The 18,295-nt window shown below is 62.7% G+C and carries 19 protein-coding genes and 1 tRNA gene; 11 read left to right on the top strand and 9 right to left on the bottom strand.

Features of this window, described 5'->3' with window-relative positions:
* Position 1: 1 nt before the first annotated feature.
* The 3 genes from OO730_RS04045 to OO730_RS04035 form a co-directional block, all read right to left on the bottom strand.
* On the bottom strand, positions 2-1,261 hold the full coding sequence (locus OO730_RS04045; protein WP_264983296.1) for a glycosyltransferase: 1,260 nt from the start codon (positions 1,259-1,261) through the stop codon (positions 2-4).
* A gap of 16 nt (positions 1,262-1,277) precedes the next feature.
* Entirely contained in the window at positions 1,278-1,667 is a 390-nt protein-coding gene (locus OO730_RS04040) for a response regulator (protein ID WP_264983295.1), read from the bottom strand.
* Positions 1,668-1,865: 198 nt separating this feature from the next.
* Entirely contained in the window at positions 1,866-2,108 is a 243-nt protein-coding gene (locus OO730_RS04035; protein WP_264983294.1) for a hypothetical protein, read from the bottom strand.
* Between the two features lie 150 nt (positions 2,109-2,258).
* Between OO730_RS04035 and OO730_RS04030 the strand changes: the two genes are divergently transcribed.
* From OO730_RS04030 to OO730_RS04015, 4 genes are all read left to right on the top strand, one after another.
* Positions 2,259-5,141, top strand: a complete 2,883-nt coding sequence (locus OO730_RS04030; RefSeq protein ID WP_264983293.1) for a sigma 54-interacting transcriptional regulator — start codon at positions 2,259-2,261, stop codon at positions 5,139-5,141.
* 128 nt (positions 5,142-5,269) lie between these two features.
* A complete protein-coding gene (locus tag OO730_RS04025) occupies positions 5,270-5,587 on the top strand; it encodes a thioredoxin family protein (RefSeq protein ID WP_264983292.1) in 318 nt (105 codons plus the stop codon).
* A gap of 364 nt (positions 5,588-5,951) precedes the next feature.
* Positions 5,952-6,746, top strand: a complete 795-nt coding sequence (locus OO730_RS04020; protein ID WP_264983291.1) for a PHP domain-containing protein — start codon at positions 5,952-5,954, stop codon at positions 6,744-6,746.
* Between the two features lie 12 nt (positions 6,747-6,758).
* A complete protein-coding gene (locus OO730_RS04015; RefSeq protein WP_264983290.1) occupies positions 6,759-7,382 on the top strand; it encodes a CDP-alcohol phosphatidyltransferase family protein in 624 nt (207 codons plus the stop codon).
* A gap of 66 nt (positions 7,383-7,448) precedes the next feature.
* On the opposite strand, the gene OO730_RS04010 is transcribed toward OO730_RS04015, so the two are convergent.
* Positions 7,449-7,524 (bottom strand) — tRNA-Ala (locus tag OO730_RS04010).
* A 53-nt stretch (positions 7,525-7,577) separates the two neighbouring features.
* Positions 7,578-9,101 (bottom strand): glycosyltransferase family protein, encoded by a 1,524-nt coding sequence (locus tag OO730_RS04005; protein ID WP_264983289.1) that lies wholly within the window; start codon positions 9,099-9,101, stop codon positions 7,578-7,580.
* A gap of 66 nt (positions 9,102-9,167) precedes the next feature.
* Between OO730_RS04005 and OO730_RS04000 the strand changes: the two genes are divergently transcribed.
* The 3 genes from OO730_RS04000 to ruvC are packed head-to-tail and all read left to right on the top strand — an operon-like array spanning position 9,168 to position 11,073.
* Positions 9,168-9,767 (top strand): RlmE family RNA methyltransferase, encoded by a 600-nt coding sequence (locus OO730_RS04000; protein WP_264983288.1) that lies wholly within the window; start codon positions 9,168-9,170, stop codon positions 9,765-9,767.
* Between the two features lie 53 nt (positions 9,768-9,820).
* On the top strand, positions 9,821-10,564 hold the full coding sequence (locus tag OO730_RS03995; protein WP_264983287.1) for a YebC/PmpR family DNA-binding transcriptional regulator: 744 nt from the start codon (positions 9,821-9,823) through the stop codon (positions 10,562-10,564).
* A 2-nt stretch (positions 10,565-10,566) separates the two neighbouring features.
* Complete coding sequence (ruvC, locus tag OO730_RS03990; RefSeq protein WP_264983286.1) at positions 10,567-11,073, top strand: crossover junction endodeoxyribonuclease RuvC; 507 nt, start codon at positions 10,567-10,569, stop codon at positions 11,071-11,073.
* 74 nt (positions 11,074-11,147) lie between these two features.
* Here the strand turns inward: ruvC and OO730_RS03985 are convergent, their stop codons facing one another.
* A complete protein-coding gene (locus OO730_RS03985) occupies positions 11,148-11,612 on the bottom strand; it encodes a hypothetical protein (protein ID WP_264983285.1) in 465 nt (154 codons plus the stop codon).
* 153 nt (positions 11,613-11,765) lie between these two features.
* On the opposite strand from OO730_RS03985, the gene ruvA reads away from it, so the two are divergent.
* The 3 genes from ruvA to OO730_RS03970 all read left to right on the top strand — a co-directional run bounded on the left by ruvA (position 11,766) and on the right by OO730_RS03970 (position 13,623).
* Entirely contained in the window at positions 11,766-12,380 is a 615-nt protein-coding gene (ruvA, locus tag OO730_RS03980) for a Holliday junction branch migration protein RuvA (RefSeq protein WP_264983284.1), read from the top strand.
* A complete protein-coding gene (gene ruvB, locus OO730_RS03975; RefSeq protein WP_264983283.1) occupies positions 12,377-13,363 on the top strand; it encodes a Holliday junction branch migration DNA helicase RuvB in 987 nt (328 codons plus the stop codon). The genes ruvA and ruvB overlap by 4 nt, the downstream gene beginning before the upstream one ends.
* Before the next feature lie 104 nt (positions 13,364-13,467).
* A complete protein-coding gene (locus OO730_RS03970) occupies positions 13,468-13,623 on the top strand; it encodes a rubredoxin (protein WP_264983282.1) in 156 nt (51 codons plus the stop codon).
* A gap of 220 nt (positions 13,624-13,843) precedes the next feature.
* On the opposite strand, the gene OO730_RS03965 is transcribed toward OO730_RS03970, so the two are convergent.
* From OO730_RS03965 to OO730_RS03955, 3 genes are read right to left on the bottom strand one after another with little or no spacing between them, the layout of a single operon-like run.
* Complete coding sequence (locus OO730_RS03965) at positions 13,844-14,698, bottom strand: CPBP family intramembrane glutamic endopeptidase (protein WP_264983281.1); 855 nt, start codon at positions 14,696-14,698, stop codon at positions 13,844-13,846.
* The gene (locus OO730_RS03960; RefSeq protein ID WP_264983280.1) at positions 14,691-15,854 is read right to left on the bottom strand and encodes a class II aldolase/adducin family protein; all 1,164 of its coding nucleotides are present in this window, start codon (positions 15,852-15,854) and stop codon (positions 14,691-14,693) included. Before OO730_RS03960 ends, OO730_RS03965 begins: the two co-directional genes overlap by 8 nt.
* Positions 15,854-17,602 carry an aldehyde ferredoxin oxidoreductase family protein gene (locus tag OO730_RS03955; RefSeq protein ID WP_264983279.1) on the bottom strand — a complete coding sequence of 583 codons (1,749 nt, stop codon included), beginning with the start codon at positions 17,600-17,602 and terminating at the stop codon, positions 15,854-15,856. The genes OO730_RS03960 and OO730_RS03955 overlap by 1 nt, the downstream gene beginning before the upstream one ends.
* Positions 17,603-17,686: 84 nt before the next feature.
* Between OO730_RS03955 and OO730_RS03950 the strand changes: the two genes are divergently transcribed.
* On the top strand, positions 17,687-18,217 hold the full coding sequence (locus OO730_RS03950; protein ID WP_264983278.1) for a tetratricopeptide repeat protein: 531 nt from the start codon (positions 17,687-17,689) through the stop codon (positions 18,215-18,217).
* The last annotated feature ends 78 nt before the right edge of the window (positions 18,218-18,295 follow it).

Raw genomic sequence — 18,295 nt, 5'->3', positions numbered from 1 at the left:
GTCATCCTTGTTTTTGTTGCTGGTTGGCGGGGAGCTTCACTCCGGCCACCCTGGCCAGGAGATTGAGGTGCGCGGGCAGGCATTTGCTCAGGCAATAGGCGTCGAGGACGGTCTGCCGCGCGTTGTCCCTCAGCCCGGAGTATTCCTCCTGGCGGGCCAGGGCGTCAATGGTGGTTTCGGCTATTTTTTCCGGGGAGTGGAAGTCCGTGAGCAATCCGTTTTCCCCGTGGCGGATCACTTCGCGCACCGGTTCGGTGTCCGAGCCCACCACCAGGCAGCTGCAGGACATGGCTTCGAGCAGGGACCATGAGAGCACGAAGGGCCAGGTCAGGTAGACGTGGGCCGACGAGGCCTGGAGAACCTGCTTGTACAATCCGTAGGGCAGGGGGCCGGTGAAGTGGACCCGGCTCTCGTCCACCGGCACCGTTTCGCACATGGTTTCCCTGTAGGATTTGTCGCCGGGCAATTTCGGGCTGTAGCAGACCCGGTCCTCGCCCACGATGAGCACGTGGCAGCCGGGCCGCGCTTCGAGTATGGCGGGCAGGGATTCGTAGAAGGACGGGAAGCCCCTGTATGGCTCCAGGCCGCGTGCGCAGTAGGTGACCAGCTCCTCGGCCCCGGTCAGGTCCGTGTCCGGCAGGTCGAGTTGGCCGATGGGCAGCCGCCCGCCTTCTGCGGGAGCGAAATACCGGGTGTTGATGCCGTCGTGCGCCTGCACGAGCTTGGGCTGGAAAACGGCCGGGAACTGGGCGCGTTGCCAGGCGGTGGGCGTCACGCCGACCCGGCAGGAGGCGAGGTCGTGCAGCATGGGGGTGTTGCGGGTCCGCAGCCGCGCCCGCTCCATGGCGTCGAGTTCTTTTCCCTCAAAGGCGAATTCGGCGCTGTCCGCATCGTAGTACCATTCGAAGTAGCCGACAAAGGGCACGTCGGGGAAGACGTCCCGCAGGAACATGGTCTGGCCCCAGCCGGAGTGGCCGAGGATCACGTCCGGGACGAAGCCGCGTTTTTTCAGGGTTTCGCAGGCCTGGACCATGGCCGTGCCGTGGCGCAGGTTGTCGTCGTATCCCCGGGCGAGGGGGTGGGGCAGGCTTTCGGTTTTCGTGTCGGGGGCGAAGACGACCTTGGTCACGCCGGGGATGGCCCACTCCTTGCGGAGTGTCCGGGTGGCGAAGACGATCTGGTTTTGTTCGGAGTGCCCCAGGTATTCTGCGATGTGTCTGAACTGTGCCGGGAAATTCGTGTGGGTGATGAGTACGCGCATTGCGGATGTGGGCGGATCAGTCCTGTTGGGCGCATCCTTTTTTCAGCAGGCAGCGCTTGAGGTAGTTCTGGAGTTCGTCCCGGTCCAGCGGTTTGGCCAGGAAGAGGGTCGCGCCGAGTTTGAGCAGGTTGGAAATGTCGTTGATCCCCACCACCGCCGACATGATGATGATCGGCAGGTCCGCGAAGCGCTGGTCGCCCCGCAGGGTCTGGATGAGCTGCTGCCCGTCCATTTCGGGCATCATGATGTCGGTCAGAAGAAGATCGAAATCATTGCTCGCGGTCAGCGTTTCATAGGCATGCTTGCCGTGGGGGCTGACAAATGCCTGGTGTCCCATCTCTTCGACGATTTTGAGAGCGAGTTTCTGTGAGATTCTGTCGTCTTCGGCTATGAGTATCTTGGCCATGGCGTAACCCTCGTTGCTTGTCGCCTTTCGCTGCACGTGACAATGTCCGGGAAAGTCCTGAGCACTAGCTTTCACCGTAGCATGTCATGAGAATAAGTAAAGCAAACGATGGTGATTTACTTGCGGGTCACGGTGCCGGTGAAAGTGGTCGGGCCGGTTCGCGAGATGCGATCCGGCCCGGCTGGTGGAAAGCTCGGCTCAAATTTTCTTGACGTGCATGATGTCTCCGAACTCGCAGGAAATCAGATAATTTCCCTGGCCTGTCTCCACGGTGAATTCGTTGCCCGGGAACAGAGTGCATGCGGCCTCGAATCCGTCGTTGATCATGATGTCTTTGGCTTCGCCGTTGGACTCGAACCGGATGGTGGTTCCGTCGGCCAGGGCGATCATTTCACCATGGTGTACATCAACAGGCAGATCTGCTTCGGAAAATGACGACATGTTTGCCTCCTTTATGAAATGGAAAGGAATCCTCCACAAAGTCCCTATACACGCTCGCAAGGGAATTGAACAGTAGAAAACCGTCTTGGCGGGGCAGGGGGTGGTTTTCGGTGGATAAGTGATGTATGAGGCATTGCAGGAGATATGCAGGTGAAATCTACCATTCTCGTCGTCGACGGCGACGTTTCCATGCGCACAGTCATCCGGGACCTCCTCACGGGCCGGGGATATCTGGTGAAGACCGTTTCCGACCTGGATGCGGCCGGTGTTGCCATGGCCGACGGCGAACCTGATCTGGCCCTGGTGGCCCACGGTCTGGAGACCGGCGAAGAAGGCTCCTTTCGCCTGATGACGGAGCGGGCCGGCCTGTCGGTGCCGTTCATACTCATGGTGGACGCGGCCATGGACAATCCCGTGGACGCGGCCCTGAAGAGCGGGGCGTTGACGTACCTGAAGCGGCCCGTGGACCGTTCCCGGCTGATGATGGCCGTCAGCCAGGGGCTGGCCGCCGGGCAGCTCATGGCCCGTGTCCGGGAGCGGGAAGCCGAGTTGTCCCGCATGCAGGCTTTTCTGCGACGCATGACGGACACCGGGGATGGCGTTTCCTTCATCCTGGACGAGAACGGCGTCGTGATCCAGTGCGGCGACCGGACGGGAGCCCTGCCGTGGCTAGATGCGGATTCGGCCCGGGGCAAAACCTACCTGTCCCTGCTTCCGGAACCGGCCGTCGAGTTGCATGAGGGGATGCTGGCGCGGGCCGGCCAGACCGGGCAGCCGGTCCGTATCGAGGAACACAAGAGCGGGATAGTGATGGAGACCGTGGCCAGTCCCGTGATTCGGGACGAGCGCCTGGCCGGGTTCATCGTGGCCCAGCGGGACATCACGGCCCGGCGCAGGAGCGAAGCCGGGCTGGCCGAGAGCGAAAAACAGTACCGCAGCGTGTTCGAGGGGGCGGACGAGGCCATACTTCTGGTGGACCGGTCCAACGGCCTGATCGTGGCCGTCAATCATGCCGCGGCGGTATCGCTGGGGTACGGCGAGGAAGAGATGCTCGGGACGTCCGTGGAAGGCATGGTCGTGCACCCGGACAAGATCCTGAACGGGCTGCGCAAGGGAGTGGAGCGGATCGCCTACGAGTATCTCCGGAGAAAGAACGGCTCCACCTTTCCCGTGGAAATTTCCCTGAGCTATTTCACCAATTCCGGGCGGGAGGTCTGCATCCTCTATGCCCAGGACGTGTCGCGCCGGAAGATCGTGGAAGAGGCTTTGCGCGAGGGCGCGCGGCTCTACCGGGCCGTGGTCGAGGACCAGACCGAGCTTATCTGCCGGTACAGCCCGGACGGCAGGCTGACCTTCGTCAACGGCGCCTACGCACGGTTTTTCGGAGAGGACGAGGATGATGTCGTGGGCAGGGATTGCTTTGCCCATTTCGGGGTGGACGACCGGAAGAAGATCATGGAGTGGCTGGAGCGGGCAAACCCGTCCGAGCCGGTTCTGGACAGCGAGGTGCGCCAGGTGCGGGCCGATGGTTCCATGCGCTGGATTCAGTGGACCAGCCGGGCCGTGCTCAACGAACGGCGCGCCGTGGTCGAGATACAGGCCGTGGGCCGCGACATCACCGACCGCAAGGATGCGGAACAGGCCCTGGATGCGGCCACCATGGAAAAGGAGCAGTACCGGCTCAACCTCGTGGCCACGTTCAAGTCCATTCCCGACGCCATCCTGACCGTGGATTCCAATCTGGTCGTCATGGCCTCCAACAGCGCGGCCGCCACCCTTTTCGCCTTTGACCAGGGGCGCATGCGCGGGCTCAGGCTGGAGGACGTGGTCCCGGGCGAGGGCAACCCCTGCGTCAGCGTGCTCAAGCAGGTGTTGCGGACGGACAAGCCCGTGCGCGGCTACGAAATCGAACTGACGACTCCGGCCCTGGGCGAGCGCATGGTGGAGATCAACTGTTCTCCCCTGATCGGGCAGGACAAGCGTCACGGGGGCGCGGTCCTGGTGGTCCGCGACGTTTCCCGCGTGGCCGACCTGGAGAAGAAGCTCCAGCAGCGGCACGGCTTCCGGGGCATCGTGGGCGGGAGCGCAGCCATGCAGGACGTGTATGGGCTGCTGGAACAGCTTTCCTCCCTTGAATCCATCGTCCTCATCCTGGGCGAGTCCGGGACGGGCAAGGAGCTGGTGGCCGAGGCCCTGCACTACGGGGGCGTGCGTGCGGGAAAGCCGTTGATCAAGGTCAACTGCTCGGCCCTGTCCGAGAATCTTCTGGAGTCCGAACTGTTCGGCCACGTCAAGGGCGCGTTCACCGGTGCGGTGCGCGACAAGGTGGGGCGCATCCAGGCCGCCCAGGGCGGCACCCTGTTCCTGGACGAGATCGGCGACATTTCCCCGCTCATCCAGCTCAAGCTGCTCCGTTTCCTGGAGCAGAAGGAGTACGAGCGGGTGGGCGACACCAAGACCCTGTCCGCGGACGTGCGCATCATCGCGGCCACCAACGTGGACCTGCGCGAGGCCGTGCGCCAGGGGGCCTTTCGCGAGGACCTCTACTACCGGCTCAACGTCATGCCCGTGCACCTGCCCCCGCTGCGGGAGCGCCAGGCGGACATCCCCCTGCTGGTGGAGCATTTCCTGGCCTCGTTTTCGGATCAGTTCGGCAAGTCCTTCGAATCCGTGTCGGAGGAGGTCCTGGACCTGTTCATGGGGTATCGCTGGCCGGGCAACGTCCGAGAACTGCGGCACGCCCTGGAACACGCCTGTATCCTGTCGCCCGGAAAGAGCGTCACGCTCAAGCACATCCGCAAGGACCTGCTCGAGCAGGCCTATGCCCCGCACGCCTATGCCGCGCCGCCGGAGTCCTTTGTGAGCGCGTCGTCCTTTTCCTCCCCGCCTCCCGTGCGCGGCAAGCCCGGCAGGGAGGATATCCTGGCCGTCCTGGCCGAGTGCGGGGGCAACAAGGCCCGGGCCGCCCGGCAGCTGGGCATCCATCGCGCGACCCTGTATCGCAAGCTCAGATCCTGGGGCCTGGATCACTGAAATCTCCTGTTTTGTCAGATTATAATGAGACTAACGTAATGATTTGATGCAATGGCGGCTTCCTGTTGCTATGTTGGGTGCATGGTGACGGACGGCATTTCGTCCGGTGCAATCATCCGGAGAGATCAATGGTGAAGTCCATTAAGCCGCAGGCTTTTGACATGGAATTGGAGGGAGGTTCGGGTTTGCTGCTCGTTGCCTTTCTCAAGCGCAACGAACGGTTTGCCTTCCAGGCGGAGGCCGTTGAACGCGTGGAGCAGGCCCGGAGTGGCTCGGTGCGGTGTTTTCTGTTCAACGCCGATTACCTCGACACGGCCATGGAGCGGTTCGCGGTCAAGGGAACGCCCACGTTCATCCTTTTCGACCAGGGCCGCGAGGTGGGCCGTCTCATCGGCGAGTCCGACAGCGACGCCCTGAACGAATTTCTCGGCAATTATATCGGGTAGGCATTCCCGGGAACGTACATTAAGTCCTGCGGTCGGTCCCTCAGGACTTTTTTTGCGCGCTCTGGGGCTGGTCGTCGAGAAGCAGAATGTGGCGGGCGGGAAATCCGGACCGGCCTTTGCCCGGTCCGGAAATCGTCTGCATGTGTAGGTGGTTATTTATTCGGCGGCCACGCCGTACTTGGTTGGACATGCGTACATGAAAGGAGTATGGATGTGGTCCCCCTTGTGTGGCGTGAGAGATGATAAAAGGTAATAATTTGTTTTATATTTCAATATGTTGACATTTGATCTTCATTTTCATGCAAACATCCATCGGATGCCGCGGCGGAACAAACTGATCCGGCTGCAGAAGATTCGTTGGCACATGCGGCGTTCGGGAATCGACTTCGTGGCCTCCACGGAGCATTCGTTCAAGAAGCCGCTGGAAGCCTGCCTGCGCCTGGAAGAGACGGCCCGTGGTCTCAAGACCAAGATTATCCCCGGCGTTGAGGCGGTCTCCTGCGAAGGGGTGGACGTCATCTTCCTGTACCGCACCTCCGACGACCTGCGCCGGGGTTTGAGCCGGTTGCAGACATTTCGTTGGTCCACCCGGGATGTTGCCCGAATCGCCCGCGACACCGACGCCGTGACCATCGTCCCCCATCCGTTTCATATCGGGAAATCCTCGGCCGGAAACCTGCTGTCCCACAGGGCGTATCAGCGTCTGCTCAGGATGAGCGACTACGTGGAGATTCACAACGGGTCCGCCCTGGCCGTGGAGCGGCGTCTTTCCAGAAGCCGCGTGAAGTCGTTTTTCAAGGAAGCACGGCTGAAGCTGGACAAGACGCTCAACCTGCCCGAGGAGGACAGGGGTGAAGGGCTTGGCTGGGCCATCAGCAGCGACGCCCACTATCCGGGGGAACAATACATCGTGGGCAAGACGGATCTGGTCATGGCGCAGGACGAAGATGTTTTCGATTTCCTGAAGCAACGCATCCGGTTCGAATTTCAGTCGGTCCTTGAGTTGTCCGAGGGTTCCATCAGGAGCAACACCAAGCTCTTGCGGAGCTTCCAGGGCGTGATCAAGGAAGGCCTCATCAAGGAATATCTCAGGACGGTTGGACGGGCCAGGCTGCTGGCAACGCTTGGCATCTACTACGGAATCTTCCCCGGTTCATAGCGGAGACGGAACATGGATTATGCCAACAAGGAAGAGCGCAAGGCGCAAAGGGCCTTTGCCGCCATACGAGACAAGGTTTTTTCCCCGGTCATCGGGTTGTTGCTGAAGATCGGGGTGACGCCCAACCAGGTGTCCCTGGCCGGGGTTGCGGTCCTGGCCCTGACATGCCTGCTGCCCGCTTCCCAGGTTTCCATGGCCGCCGGGGGAATGGCGTTGTACGTCCTCTTCGACGGCATCGACGGTCCCCTGGCCAGGCGGCTGGATATCGCCCACGCCGGGGGCGCGCTGGTGGACATCGTCGCGGACCACATGGGCGTGGTCTTCGTGTCCGCCGCGGCCATTCATCACGTCGGCGCCTGGGGCCCGGCCATGGTGGTCTTTGCCTGCGCCTACCTGCTGTTCATCGGGCTTGTGGTCTACGCCAACGCCCTGGGCATCGTCCTGCGCCGGTTCGTCCGCATCAAATACGTTTTCTTTCTTCTTTACCTCGGCTCCCTCTACTTCGAGCGGGACCTGGTGACGTATTTCTGCGGCCTGTGCGCCGCCTACTACCTGGTCGAGTTGTTCGAGGCCCTGAGACGTATTTACATATACCACGACACCCACCCCGAAGGTCCGGGGGGCGAAGCGGATTAACGGGCTTTGCCGATGCTGAAATGAAAGAAAGGCTTCAAGGTATTACCTTGAAGCCTTTTTGTTGTCTGGTGGAGACGAAGAGATTTGAACTCTCGACCCCTGCCTTGCGAAGGCAGTGCTCTCCCAGCTGAGCTACGTCCCCGTGGTTGGAGGTAGTTATCGCCTTTTTTTTGTTTGGACAAGCATTTTCATGGGCTACAGGTCAAGGGCCGCGATCACGGTTTGCACCCGGGCGGCATAGGTGTGATCGGCCAGGATGCATGTTTTCCAGGCTTCGCGCAGTTCCTGTTTGGCGCGTGTTTCCTCGCGGAATTCGAGATAGAGGTCGCGGATGCCGTCGGGACGGCTGAACCGGATTGGCGCGACCAGTTCGTCGGGGAAGATGTTCAGGCCCGGGTTGGCGTCTGTGATCAGGAAGCCGCCCGCGCACCAGACGTCGAAATGGCGCTGGGTCAGTCCGGCCGGGAGCTGCATGCCCGTGACGTTCAGGGTCACGGCTGCGGATCGGTAGACTGCGGGCAGGTGGGCGTAGTAGTCCACCGGGCCGCGCACGTCGGCGTCCGGGTTGTCGAGGTCCTTCCAGCCGTCGTCGCCGAAGATGACGACCCGCCCGCACGCGCCAAGGCATTCCCGTTTCCATCTGCGCCCGGCCCATTCCGCGCCCGCGCCGATTCCGCGTACCGCGTTGCCGGGCCAGAGCGGGGCGATATCCATGTGTTCCCGCCACCAGTGGTAGTCGAACCGTTGGCCTGGGCGGCCCGCGCCTGCCGCCGCCTCGAGGTCGGCGGGGACGGTCAGCCCGGCAAAGAACTTGTCCCTGTCCGGGAACTGGGAACGGCCCACGAAAATCAGGCGTTTCTCGATCCCCTCGGCGTGGGCGGGAAGTTCCCCGCCGGTCTCGAACAGGGCGGGGGAGGCGGCCAGGGGCAGGTGGGTGGCCCAGCGCGCGCCCTCGCCGATGAGCGGGCCGATGAAGCTGTGGTCCGTGACGAAGAGCTTGGCGTTCTTCCAGTACCCTGACTTGACGGCGGTGAGCAGGTTGAAGGGGTTGTCCACCAGCCAGATGCCGACCTTGACGCCTGCCTCGCGCAGGATGGCGTGGCCAAGGCCGAATGGGTCCAGCCCCTTGAAGTTCACGGAGAAAAAGAGATCGGGCGCGCCTTGGGCCAGGAGGTCGGGAAGGGCTTTCCCCGGATGTTTGCCCAGGCTGTCGTGGTCGATCATGACCACGGTGTGGCCCGTGTCGCGGAAGGCCTGCGCCAGCTCCCGGCAGAGCAGGTCGTCGTCGGCCACGGGAATCCAGACCGTCTTGTCGAGCCTGGCCGGTTTGGCCGCCCCCAGGGTGAGCCGGGCGGTGAGCGGGGCGAAATAGGTGGGGAAGCCTCGCTGGGCGGGCAGGTAGCGGACCACGTGGGCGTTGGCGGAGGACTCGCCGGTGAATTCGTCCGTCGTGATGCGCTGGAAATTGTCCGGCACCCGCTCTTCCCAGTTCTCGACCTGGTCGGCAAAGGATTGGCATTCCAGGAAGAAAACCACCTTGTCGCCGGGCAGGTCGAACCAGGCAGGGAGCTTCTCGGGTTCCGGGCCGAGGCCGAGGAAGATCACCGGGGCCTCGTACGGTTTGGGGCTCGTCCGCCATTCGAACAATTCCCTGGCCGCCGGCATGGATTTGGTCAGGCCGAGTTCGTCGGTCGCGAGGAGATGGCTGGGTCGTGGCATGGCTGTCTGCTTGGCTTTTTCGGCGTATTCGGCTACTAAGTCGCTCCACGCCCAAGGAGCGTCGCCATGAAACAATACCAGGACAAGTACTTCAAACGGGCCAAAAAGGAAAATTACGCTGCCCGTTCGGTTTACAAGCTCAAGGAGATGGATAAGAAATTCCAGCTCTTTCGCAAGGGGCAGACCGTGCTCGACCTCGGTGCGGCCCCCGGTTCCTGGACCCAGTTCGCCGGGGAGCGGGTGGGTCGCGAGGGCCGCGTGCTCGCCGTGGACATCCAGGACACCCGGCACGGCTTTGCGGACAACATCACTTTTTTGCAGGCCGACGTGTTCTCGGATTCGCCGGAACTGCTCGAGGCCATGGAACCGCTGGCGCCCTTCGACGTCATTATCAGCGACATGGCCCCGAAGACAACCGGAATCAAGTTCGCGGATCAGGCCAACTCCCTGGAACTGTGCGAAAAGGCCTTTGAGGTGGCGTTGAAGCATCTCAAGAAGGGCGGCAGCTTCGCGGTCAAGATATTCGAGGGCGGCGAGATCAACGACTACCGGAATCTGATTCGTCCCCATTTCGGCAAGATCAAGAATTTCAAGCCCCACAGCTCGCGTGCCGAATCCAAGGAAATCTTCATCGTCGCGCTTGGCTTTAAAGGCAATGACGGTTAAAGAAATAGACCACCAAACGAAAACGAGTTTTATCGAGATATTCAGGAGGAAAAATGGCCGGACATAGTAAATGGGCAAACATTCAGCACCGCAAGGGGCGTCAGGACGCCAAGAAGGCGAAATTTTTCACCAAGGCAGCCAAGGACATCATTCTGGCCGCCAAGGCCGGCGGCGGCAATCCGGAAGACAACTCCGCCCTCAGGCTGGCGATCCAGAAGGCCAAGGCCGTGAACCTGCCCAAGGACAAGATCGACAATGCCATCAAGAAGGGAACCGGCGAGCTGGCCGGCGGTGACATCCTGGAGATCCTGTACGAGGGGTATGCGCCCGGCGGCGTGGCCATGCTGGTCGAGGTCTGCACCGACAACAAGAACCGCGTGGTGGCAGAAATCAGGCACGCCTTCACCAAGCACGGCGGCAACATGGCCGAGGCCGGAGCCGTGTCCTACATGTTCAACAAGAAGGGCGTGATCGTTTTCGACAAGGAGAAGTACTCCGAGGACGACCTCATGGAAGTCGGCCTGGAGGCCGGTGCCGAGGACATCGTCGATGACGGCGAGGTGTTCACCGTATACACCGAGCCCGGCGATTTCATGGCCGTGCAGCAGGCCTTCACCGACGCGGGCATGGAATTCAATTCCGCCGAAGTGAGCCAGGTGCCCGAGAACCTGATCGAGGTCGACGAGGCCACCGGCCGCAAGGTCATGAATCTCTACGACACCCTTGAAGACAACGACGACACCCAGAATATCTACATGAACGCCGACTTCCCCGAAGGGCTGTTCGACGACGAGTAGCCATGGCGGACAACGGCCTGATCGTGCTCGGCCTCGACCCCGGAACGCGGGTCACGGGCTACGGTATCGTCCGGGAAATCTCGGGTCAGGCCGAACTGGTGGCCACCGGCACCATCCGCACCCCGGCGAAGAAGGACATGGCGACCCGCATGGGCGTAATTTTCGACAAGCTGCAGGAGCTGATCCGGCTCCATTCGCCCGTGGAAGCGGCCATCGAAAGCGTGTTCGTATCAAAAAACCCCTCGTCGGCCATCAAGTTGGGCCAGGCGAGGGGTGTTTGCATGGCGGCCTGTGCCACCAACAACATCCCCATGGGCGAGTACGAACCCACCAAGGTGAAGAAGAACCTGGTGGGCGTGGGCAGCGCCCCCAAGTCCCAGGTGGCCTTCATGGTCGCCCACTGCCTGGGCATCAAGAAGCCCGACTGGCCCGAGGATGCCTCGGACGCCCTGGCCATCGCCATCTGCCATCTCAACGAGCGCAGGATGCGAAAACTGACCGGCAGATGACGCCGATGGCAAAGAGCAAATGAAAAGGCTCGCCGCCAATGGTGCGGCGAGCCTCTTTCGTCGGGATGTCCCGGTTATTTCTTCTTGCCCTTGCCCTTGTTCTTATTCTTGTTTTTTCCCTTGGCTTTCCCAGCGGTGGAGGGATGGACGCCGCACTCCTTGGCGATGACCCCCCAGCCCATGCCGGAGTTGCGCATGGCCTGAATCTCGGCCGGGGATTTGCCGCACTTTTCGGCAAAGGCGTCCAGGCGGGCGGTGTCGAGATTCTTCTGCGCCCTGGCGTAGCGGTCCTGGGCGTCGTCCAGGTCCTTTTTCGCCTGTTCCCGCTCCCGGGCGGTACCGGCCTTCATGACCTTGTCCAGGATATCCTTGGCCTTGCGCACCTCTTCAGAGCGTTGGGTGGTCTCCTCCACGATGGCCTGGCCCACCATGTCGATGAGCAGCTCCTCTGCGGTCAGGGGGTTGTCTTGCTGGGCGACCGCCATTGCGGGCATCAGCAGGAAAAAGGTCAGTACAAGGGAGGGGATCGTGCGTTTCATGGCGGCTCCTATTGAGGGGGTCGTTGTTTTACGTTTTATGCCATGCCAGTGAATCAAGGGCCATGATTAAGTGGCTCCCCGCTGAAGCGGGGTGGCGGGATTCTCTTTGAATTACGTCCGCTAATCATATAAAGTCACCAAACGGAGGGATTCATGATCGGATATCTTCAGGGGACGCTCCTGTCCGCCGACGAAAAGGGACTGATCCTGCTCACGCCCGGCGGGGTGGGGTACGAGGTGGCCGCGCCCACTTCGGTCATCGCCAAACTGCCCGGCAAGGGCGGCGACGTGGCGCTGTTCGTCCACACCCAGGTCGCGGAAAAGGCCATCGACCTGTACGGGTTTCTGGACAGCGACGACCTGGACCTGTTCCGGACCCTCATTTCCATCGACAAACTCGGTCCCAAGAAGGCCATGGCCATCCTGTCCATGTTCGACGCGGCCCACCTGCGCGAGGTCGCCTTCCGCGAGGACGTGACCACCCTGTCGACGGTGCCGGGCATCGGGCCCAAGTCGGCCAAGCAGATTCTCTGGCACCTCAAGGACAAGGTCGACAAGCTGCAGTCCGTGACCGCGGGCGCCAAGTCCGCCGCGCCGCAGGGACCGCAGGGCGAATATCTCGACACCCTTGCGGGCCTCAAGGGGTTGGGCTACGCTGAGGACGAGATTCGACCCATGATCATCGACGTCTTCGATGCAGAACCCGACCTCGACGCCGCCGGAGCCATCCGCGCGGTGCTCAAGAAAATCAACGCGGCACGCTCATGAGCAAATGTACCATCCCTGAGGAAAACGTCCGACCCCGGCGTCTTGCCGAGTTCATCGGCCAGGATGACCTGCGCGCCAACCTGGATGTGTTCATCAGGGCCACCCGCGAACGCGAGCGGGCCATGGACCACACCCTTTTTTACGGCAACCCCGGCCTGGGCAAGACCACGCTGGCCCGGATCATGGCCTCGGAACTCGGGGTGAACATGGTTTCCACCTCCGGCCCGGTCATGGAGCGAAGCGGCGATCTGGCCGCCATCCTGACCAACCTGGAGCGCGGCGACATCCTGTTCATCGACGAGATACACCGCATGCCGCCCACCGTGGAGGAGGTCCTCTACCCGGCCATGGAGGATTTCCAGATCGACCTTGTCATCGGGTCCGGCCCGGGCGCGCGCACGGTCAAGCTCGACCTGGAGCCGTTCACCCTGGTGGGAGCCACCACCCGACTCGGCCTGCTCACCTCGCCGTTGCGCGACCGGTTCGGCTGCATTTTCCGTATCGAGTTCTATTCGCCCGAGGAGCTTGGACTCATTGTCCAGCGGTCGGCCTCGATCCTCGACGTCACCGTGGACGAGGGGGGCGCGTTGGCCATCGGGCGCAGGGCGCGCGGCACCCCGCGCATCGCCAACCGGCTGCTCCGCCGGGTGCGCGACTACGCCCTGGTGCACGGCAACGGCGTGATCACCATGGACCTGGCCGAGTCCTCCCTGGAACGCCTGGAAGTGGACGAGTTCGGGCTGGACAACATGGACCGCAAGATTCTTTCCCTCATGATTGAGAATTTCAACGGCGGCCCGGTGGGCCTCAAGACCATTGCCGCCGCCTGCGCCGAAGAGGTCAGGACCATCGAGGACATCTACGAACCCTATCTCATCCAGTGCGGTTTTCTCAAACGGACCCCGCGCGGCCGGGTGGCCACGGCCAAGGCCTACCAGCATCTCAAGATGCGCATGGAAGACGACCAGCACAGGCTGGTGTGAGCCCGGAAGACGTTATAAATCCGGCGACTTTCAAGATAGGGGTTGAATCCCCTTCCCGATCTGGTAGAATGGCATCAACTGAAAAAAAGTACGGAGGTACCGGTATGGACAAATGGGAATGCCCGTGCGGTTATGTCTACGACCCGGCTGAAGGCGATCCTGAGAACAACATCGCCATCGGCACCAAGTTCGAGGACCTGCCCGAAGACTGGGTTTGCCCCCAGTGCGGCGCGGAAAAGGAATACTTCGAGAAACTGTAATCTTTCTGTTTGCAATCAACCGCCCTGAGGCGTATGATTGATTCACGGTCAAAGGAAGTGTCTCAAGTCAACGGTCGACAAACCTCAAAATGCGCCAAGGCAAGCGTTTTCAGGAAACTCGAAACCGAACCGTCCTTTGGCAGGGGTCCGTATACCGGCAACCTCCCAACGTAACGCATCATAACTAAAGCCCCCGCTTGCGGGGGCTTTTCTCTTGGGATCAGTCGGACTTCAGCCGGGCAAGGGTCCAGGTGGTGACGAGCCCGAGGACCAGCCAGCAGGCCGCGCCCACCAGGCCGAAGGGGCCGCCGAGGATGGGGTGCACGTCCGGGAAGATCCAGAGCCATACCCCGAACCCCTGGGCGTTGAACGCGCCGTGGATGAATCCGGCCAGGATGGACGATTGGTAGTGCAGGGTCATCTCGTTGAGGAAGAAGCCGAAGGCCACGGACAGCACGCACATCATGGCTATGCCGTTCATCGGGTAGCCCGGGTAGTTGAATCCCGCCCAGACGAGCGGCGCGTGCCACAGCCCCCAGATCACGCCGAGCACCAGGTAGGCGTTCGCCTTGCCCATGGGCAGGAGCCGGGGGAGGAGAAACCCCCGCCATCCGACCTCCTCGCCGATGCCGAAGATCAGATTGATGAGCGGCCCCAGCACCATGGACAGGGGCAGGGCCACCTGCAAGAGGAAATCCTCGTCCAGCTCCCCGGCCGTGGGGTCGAATCCGGACAGCCCCATGGCCCAGGTGAGGCCGTAGATCACGGCAAAGACCAGCGGGATGAGCAGGACGGCCAGGAAATAGGGACCGACGGACGTGCCGAACCGGAGTCCCAGGTTGTCCCGCATTTCGGAAAAGGGCACGCCCTCGATGAACCGGGCCGTGAGTACGGCCACGGTGCCCGGCACCATCATTACCGCCAGGAGCCACAGGGCGGGCGTGTTCAGCTCGCTCATGTCGTCAAATCGCATGCCCCCCGAGATCAGGGCGAACTCCATGGCCCAGGTCACGCCCAGGGTCAGGAGGATGAAGGCCGAAGTGGACTTGCCGGTCGGTCGGGTCAGGTTATTCATGGGCTTTCACCGTTTCGAAATAGCGTTGTCGGCTCCGGTTTTCAATGTCCAGCAGCCGGATAAAGGCTTCGTTGAAGTCCGTGGCCCCTGCCGTGAATACGCCGTGGCCGTGGACCAGGGCCGCGCCGGTCCGGGCCATGGCCGGGGGCAGGGTGTTGCACAGCCCGGTGGGGCCGGTGCCGACCTCTCCGGGTACGATGGGCACGCCGTCCATGGTCCGGCATTCGGTGCACTTGATGTGACATTGGCCCCGGTTCGGGCAGTCGATGCGGGCGCAGTCCATGGACATGATGACCGAGAACTTGGGGTGCCCGTGCAGGATGCACCGGTAGTCGGACCGGCGGTAGACATCCTCGTGGGCGGACAACTCCGAGGACGCGGTCAGCCCGGTGGTTGCGGAGCCGTCCATGGGGCAGGGGTCGATGCACCCCTCGAGTTCGTCCAGGGAGCTGCCGGTCTGGGAGATGTGGACCACGTCGTTCAGCCGACAGGAGATGTTGCCGAAGAAGGAGTCCACCAGTCCGTAGCCCACCACGGCGCGTCCGGCCTCGGCCATGGCGGCCAGCGCCTGGTCCTCGGTTTCAAGCGGTCCGGCGGCCAGCGCGGGCGGCTCCGTGCACGGGTCGGACAAGCCAGCCGAGACCGAGGCGAACACCTCGCGGTATTCGTCGTCCAGGGTCCCGGCCCTTGCGCGGGCCAGGTATTCCGAAAAGAAGAGCACGAAGCAGGAGAATATGGTGGACGAATAGAAGACGAATCCCTGTTCCGGGGTGACCGTGCCGAAGGAAGCGATGCCCTGGCCGGGGATGATCACGGATTTGCGCTTTTTCAGGTGCGCGGCAACGGCTTCGCCCGTGAACTCCCTGCAGACCGGGATGTCGTGCAGAAAGGTCCGCGTCTCGGTGTCTTGGGGCCGGATGGTCTCCGGGTGGCGCGAGGCTAGGAAGTCGATGATGGCGGCGTATGGCTCGGCGGGCCGGGAAAAGACCAGGGAGTTGATGGACAGCAGGTCGAAGACCTTGGCCAGTTCCGCAGTGCGCGGGTCCTCCCGGTTCCACGCCAACTCCGCGTCCAGGCCGCCGATGAGCGGCTCGCCGGGGTCGGCCAGGCGTTGGGCCGCCAGCTTGGCCGCGTATTTCTCGCACAGGGATTTCATCAATCCAGTTCCAGTTCGCGGGTTTTGGCCTCGGTGGGCAGACCGTCCTCGTCGAGGCCCCGGATGAAATAGTAGCTGCGCCGGGCCTCAAGGAACGTTTCCCTGTCGAGGGGGCGGATGTCCACGCCGCCGCCGGAGGTGCCGGGCTCGGTGAAGAATCGTTGGGGCAGGTCGTCGTCCGCGGCGTCGAACCCGTTGGCCGCGTTCATGATCCGTTCGTTGTAGTAGATGCGTTCGCCGATTTCGAGCAGCTCGAAGCCGGTCATGTCAACGCCGGTGACCGCTGTGAACGCCTTGGCGTATTCCTCCAGGCTGGCCGCGAAAAAGGTGAACTTGCACGCGGTCAGGGAGTCCACCGCCGCGTTCATGTCCTCGCTGATCTTGATGATGCGCGCCTTGCCGGAAAAGGAGAAGCGGTCGGTTGCCACGGGCTTGCGCAGAATCTCGTGGCTGATGGGGTAGGCGCGCAGATGGCAGCCGCCGCGCGTGCTCACGGCGTAGGCCAGGGACATGCCGTAGGCCCCGCGCGGGTCGTAGGCGGGCAGCTCCATACCCTTGACCGTCATGGCCGCGTCAGGCCTGCCCATGGTTTCGGCCAGATGGAGCGCGCCCTGGCCGAGGTCGCCGCCCCGGGCCATCTCCCGTATCCCGTCGAGCAGTGTCTCCGGCGTGAAGTCGCGGCCCGTGATCTCGCGCAGGCAGGCCAGGGTGGACCCGGCGGAGATGGTGTCCAGCCCCAACCCGTTGCAGAGCTCGTTGGCCTCCATGACCAGCTCCATGTCCGTGTTGCCGACAAGGGCCGTGAAGTGGGACATGGTCTCGAATTCCGGCATGGTCCGCCCGTCGTCGGCGATCTTCTTGCACATGATATGGCAGCCGGTGCAGCCGTGCCTGCGGGGGGAGAACCGTTTCTTGTAGGCGGCGGCGTTGAGGCTGGCCGCGTTTTCGAACCGGGTCCTGCGGAAGTTGTCGGTGGGCATCATGCGCCGCGAGTCCATGAGGTCGAAGATGGACCCCGTGCCCCAGCAGGAAAAGCCGTGCCGGCCGAGCAGCACCGGGGAGGCGGCGGTCAGGCGGAGTATCTCCTCCCGCGCCTCCTTGAGCCCGTTTTTGTCGTGGACCCGGACCTTGCCCGTGCCCTTTATGGTGAAATGCTTGAGGTTCTTGGCGGCCATGACCATTCCGAGCCCGCCGCGCCCGGCAGCGTGGCGGCGGTCCACCAGTATGGAGCCCAGGGGCGAGCCGTTTTCGGAGGCTGGGCCGATGCAGGCCAGGGACGCGCCTTTGGGAATGGCGGATTCGAGCCTGTCGAAGACTCGGTCCGAGGTCCGGCCCCACAGGTCGGTTCCGGAGATGCGGACATCACCGTCGGAAATTTCAATGCCGCATGGGACATCGCTCCTGCCGGTGATGACCAGGCCGTCGTACCCGGCGCGCTTGAGCTGGGTGCCGAGCCTGCCGCCCACGGAATCGTCGCAGATGCCGCCCGTCAGGGGTGAGCGGGACATGATGGTGGCCCGCCCGGATGTGGGAGCTATGGTCGCGTTCAGCGGACCCGCGAAGATGAGCAGGGGCAGGGCCGGGTCATCGGTTTCGCGGGTGGCGTGCGGGCGCAGGTAGTGGCCCGCCAGCCCCTTGCCGCCGAGGAAGGCGCGGTACACGGACGGGTCGGGATGTTCACGGGTGGCCTGCCCTGTGGTCAGGTCGATGTGCAGGACCACGCCGGTCCAGCCGAACAGTTTTGTCATGGGGGGAATCTTCCACGAACCGGGTGAAAAGGCAACTGCTTGACCCGTCAGGCGAAACAGGTATTCTGGGTCCCCGGAGGAACCATGGCAGAGAAGAAAATCGACAAGGCCCGCCGCAATTTCCTGTTCGGAGCGGTGCGCCGTTTCAAGAACGAGGACCCGGACCAGCCCGTGGCGTCCACGGCCGAGGTCGTCGATGTCATGAAAGAGGCCAATCGGCTCTACGTCGAGGAGCAGTGGGAGGAGGCGCGCCTGAAATACAAGGAGTGCCTCAAGGAGGACCAGAACGACCCGGACGTGCGCTACCGCATCGGGGTCTGCGCCTACAGGGTGGGCAAGTACCGCCAGGCCAAGCTCGACTTCGAGCGGTGCCTGCGGGCCGACCCCAAGTACATGGACGCCTTCCTCTATCTCGGCCTGACCCTGGTCCGCCTGGAGCGGCCGGAAAAGGCCCCGGCCCTGTGGTCACGGTATTTCAACCCCAAGGCCGTGGTGGTCCAGCGCGAACTCAACCTGCAACTCGGCCTGCTCGAAACCGGCGTCACCGACCCGCCGGAGCGCATCGCCGAGGCCGTGGAAACGGCCATCAGGGAGTCCGGCAACAACGTGGGATAGTCTTCAATCGACGAAAACCCCCGCCTCTTCACGAGAGGCGGGGGTTTTCGCGTCGGGGGGATGGCTGGCAGGCTGTTC

Source organism: Pseudodesulfovibrio portus, from assembly GCF_026000375.1.
In the GTDB taxonomy this organism is placed as follows: domain Bacteria; phylum Desulfobacterota; class Desulfovibrionia; order Desulfovibrionales; family Desulfovibrionaceae; genus Pseudodesulfovibrio; species Pseudodesulfovibrio portus.
Note: the sequence above shows the minus strand (reverse complement) of the source record. Positions and strands in the feature narration are given on the sequence as shown.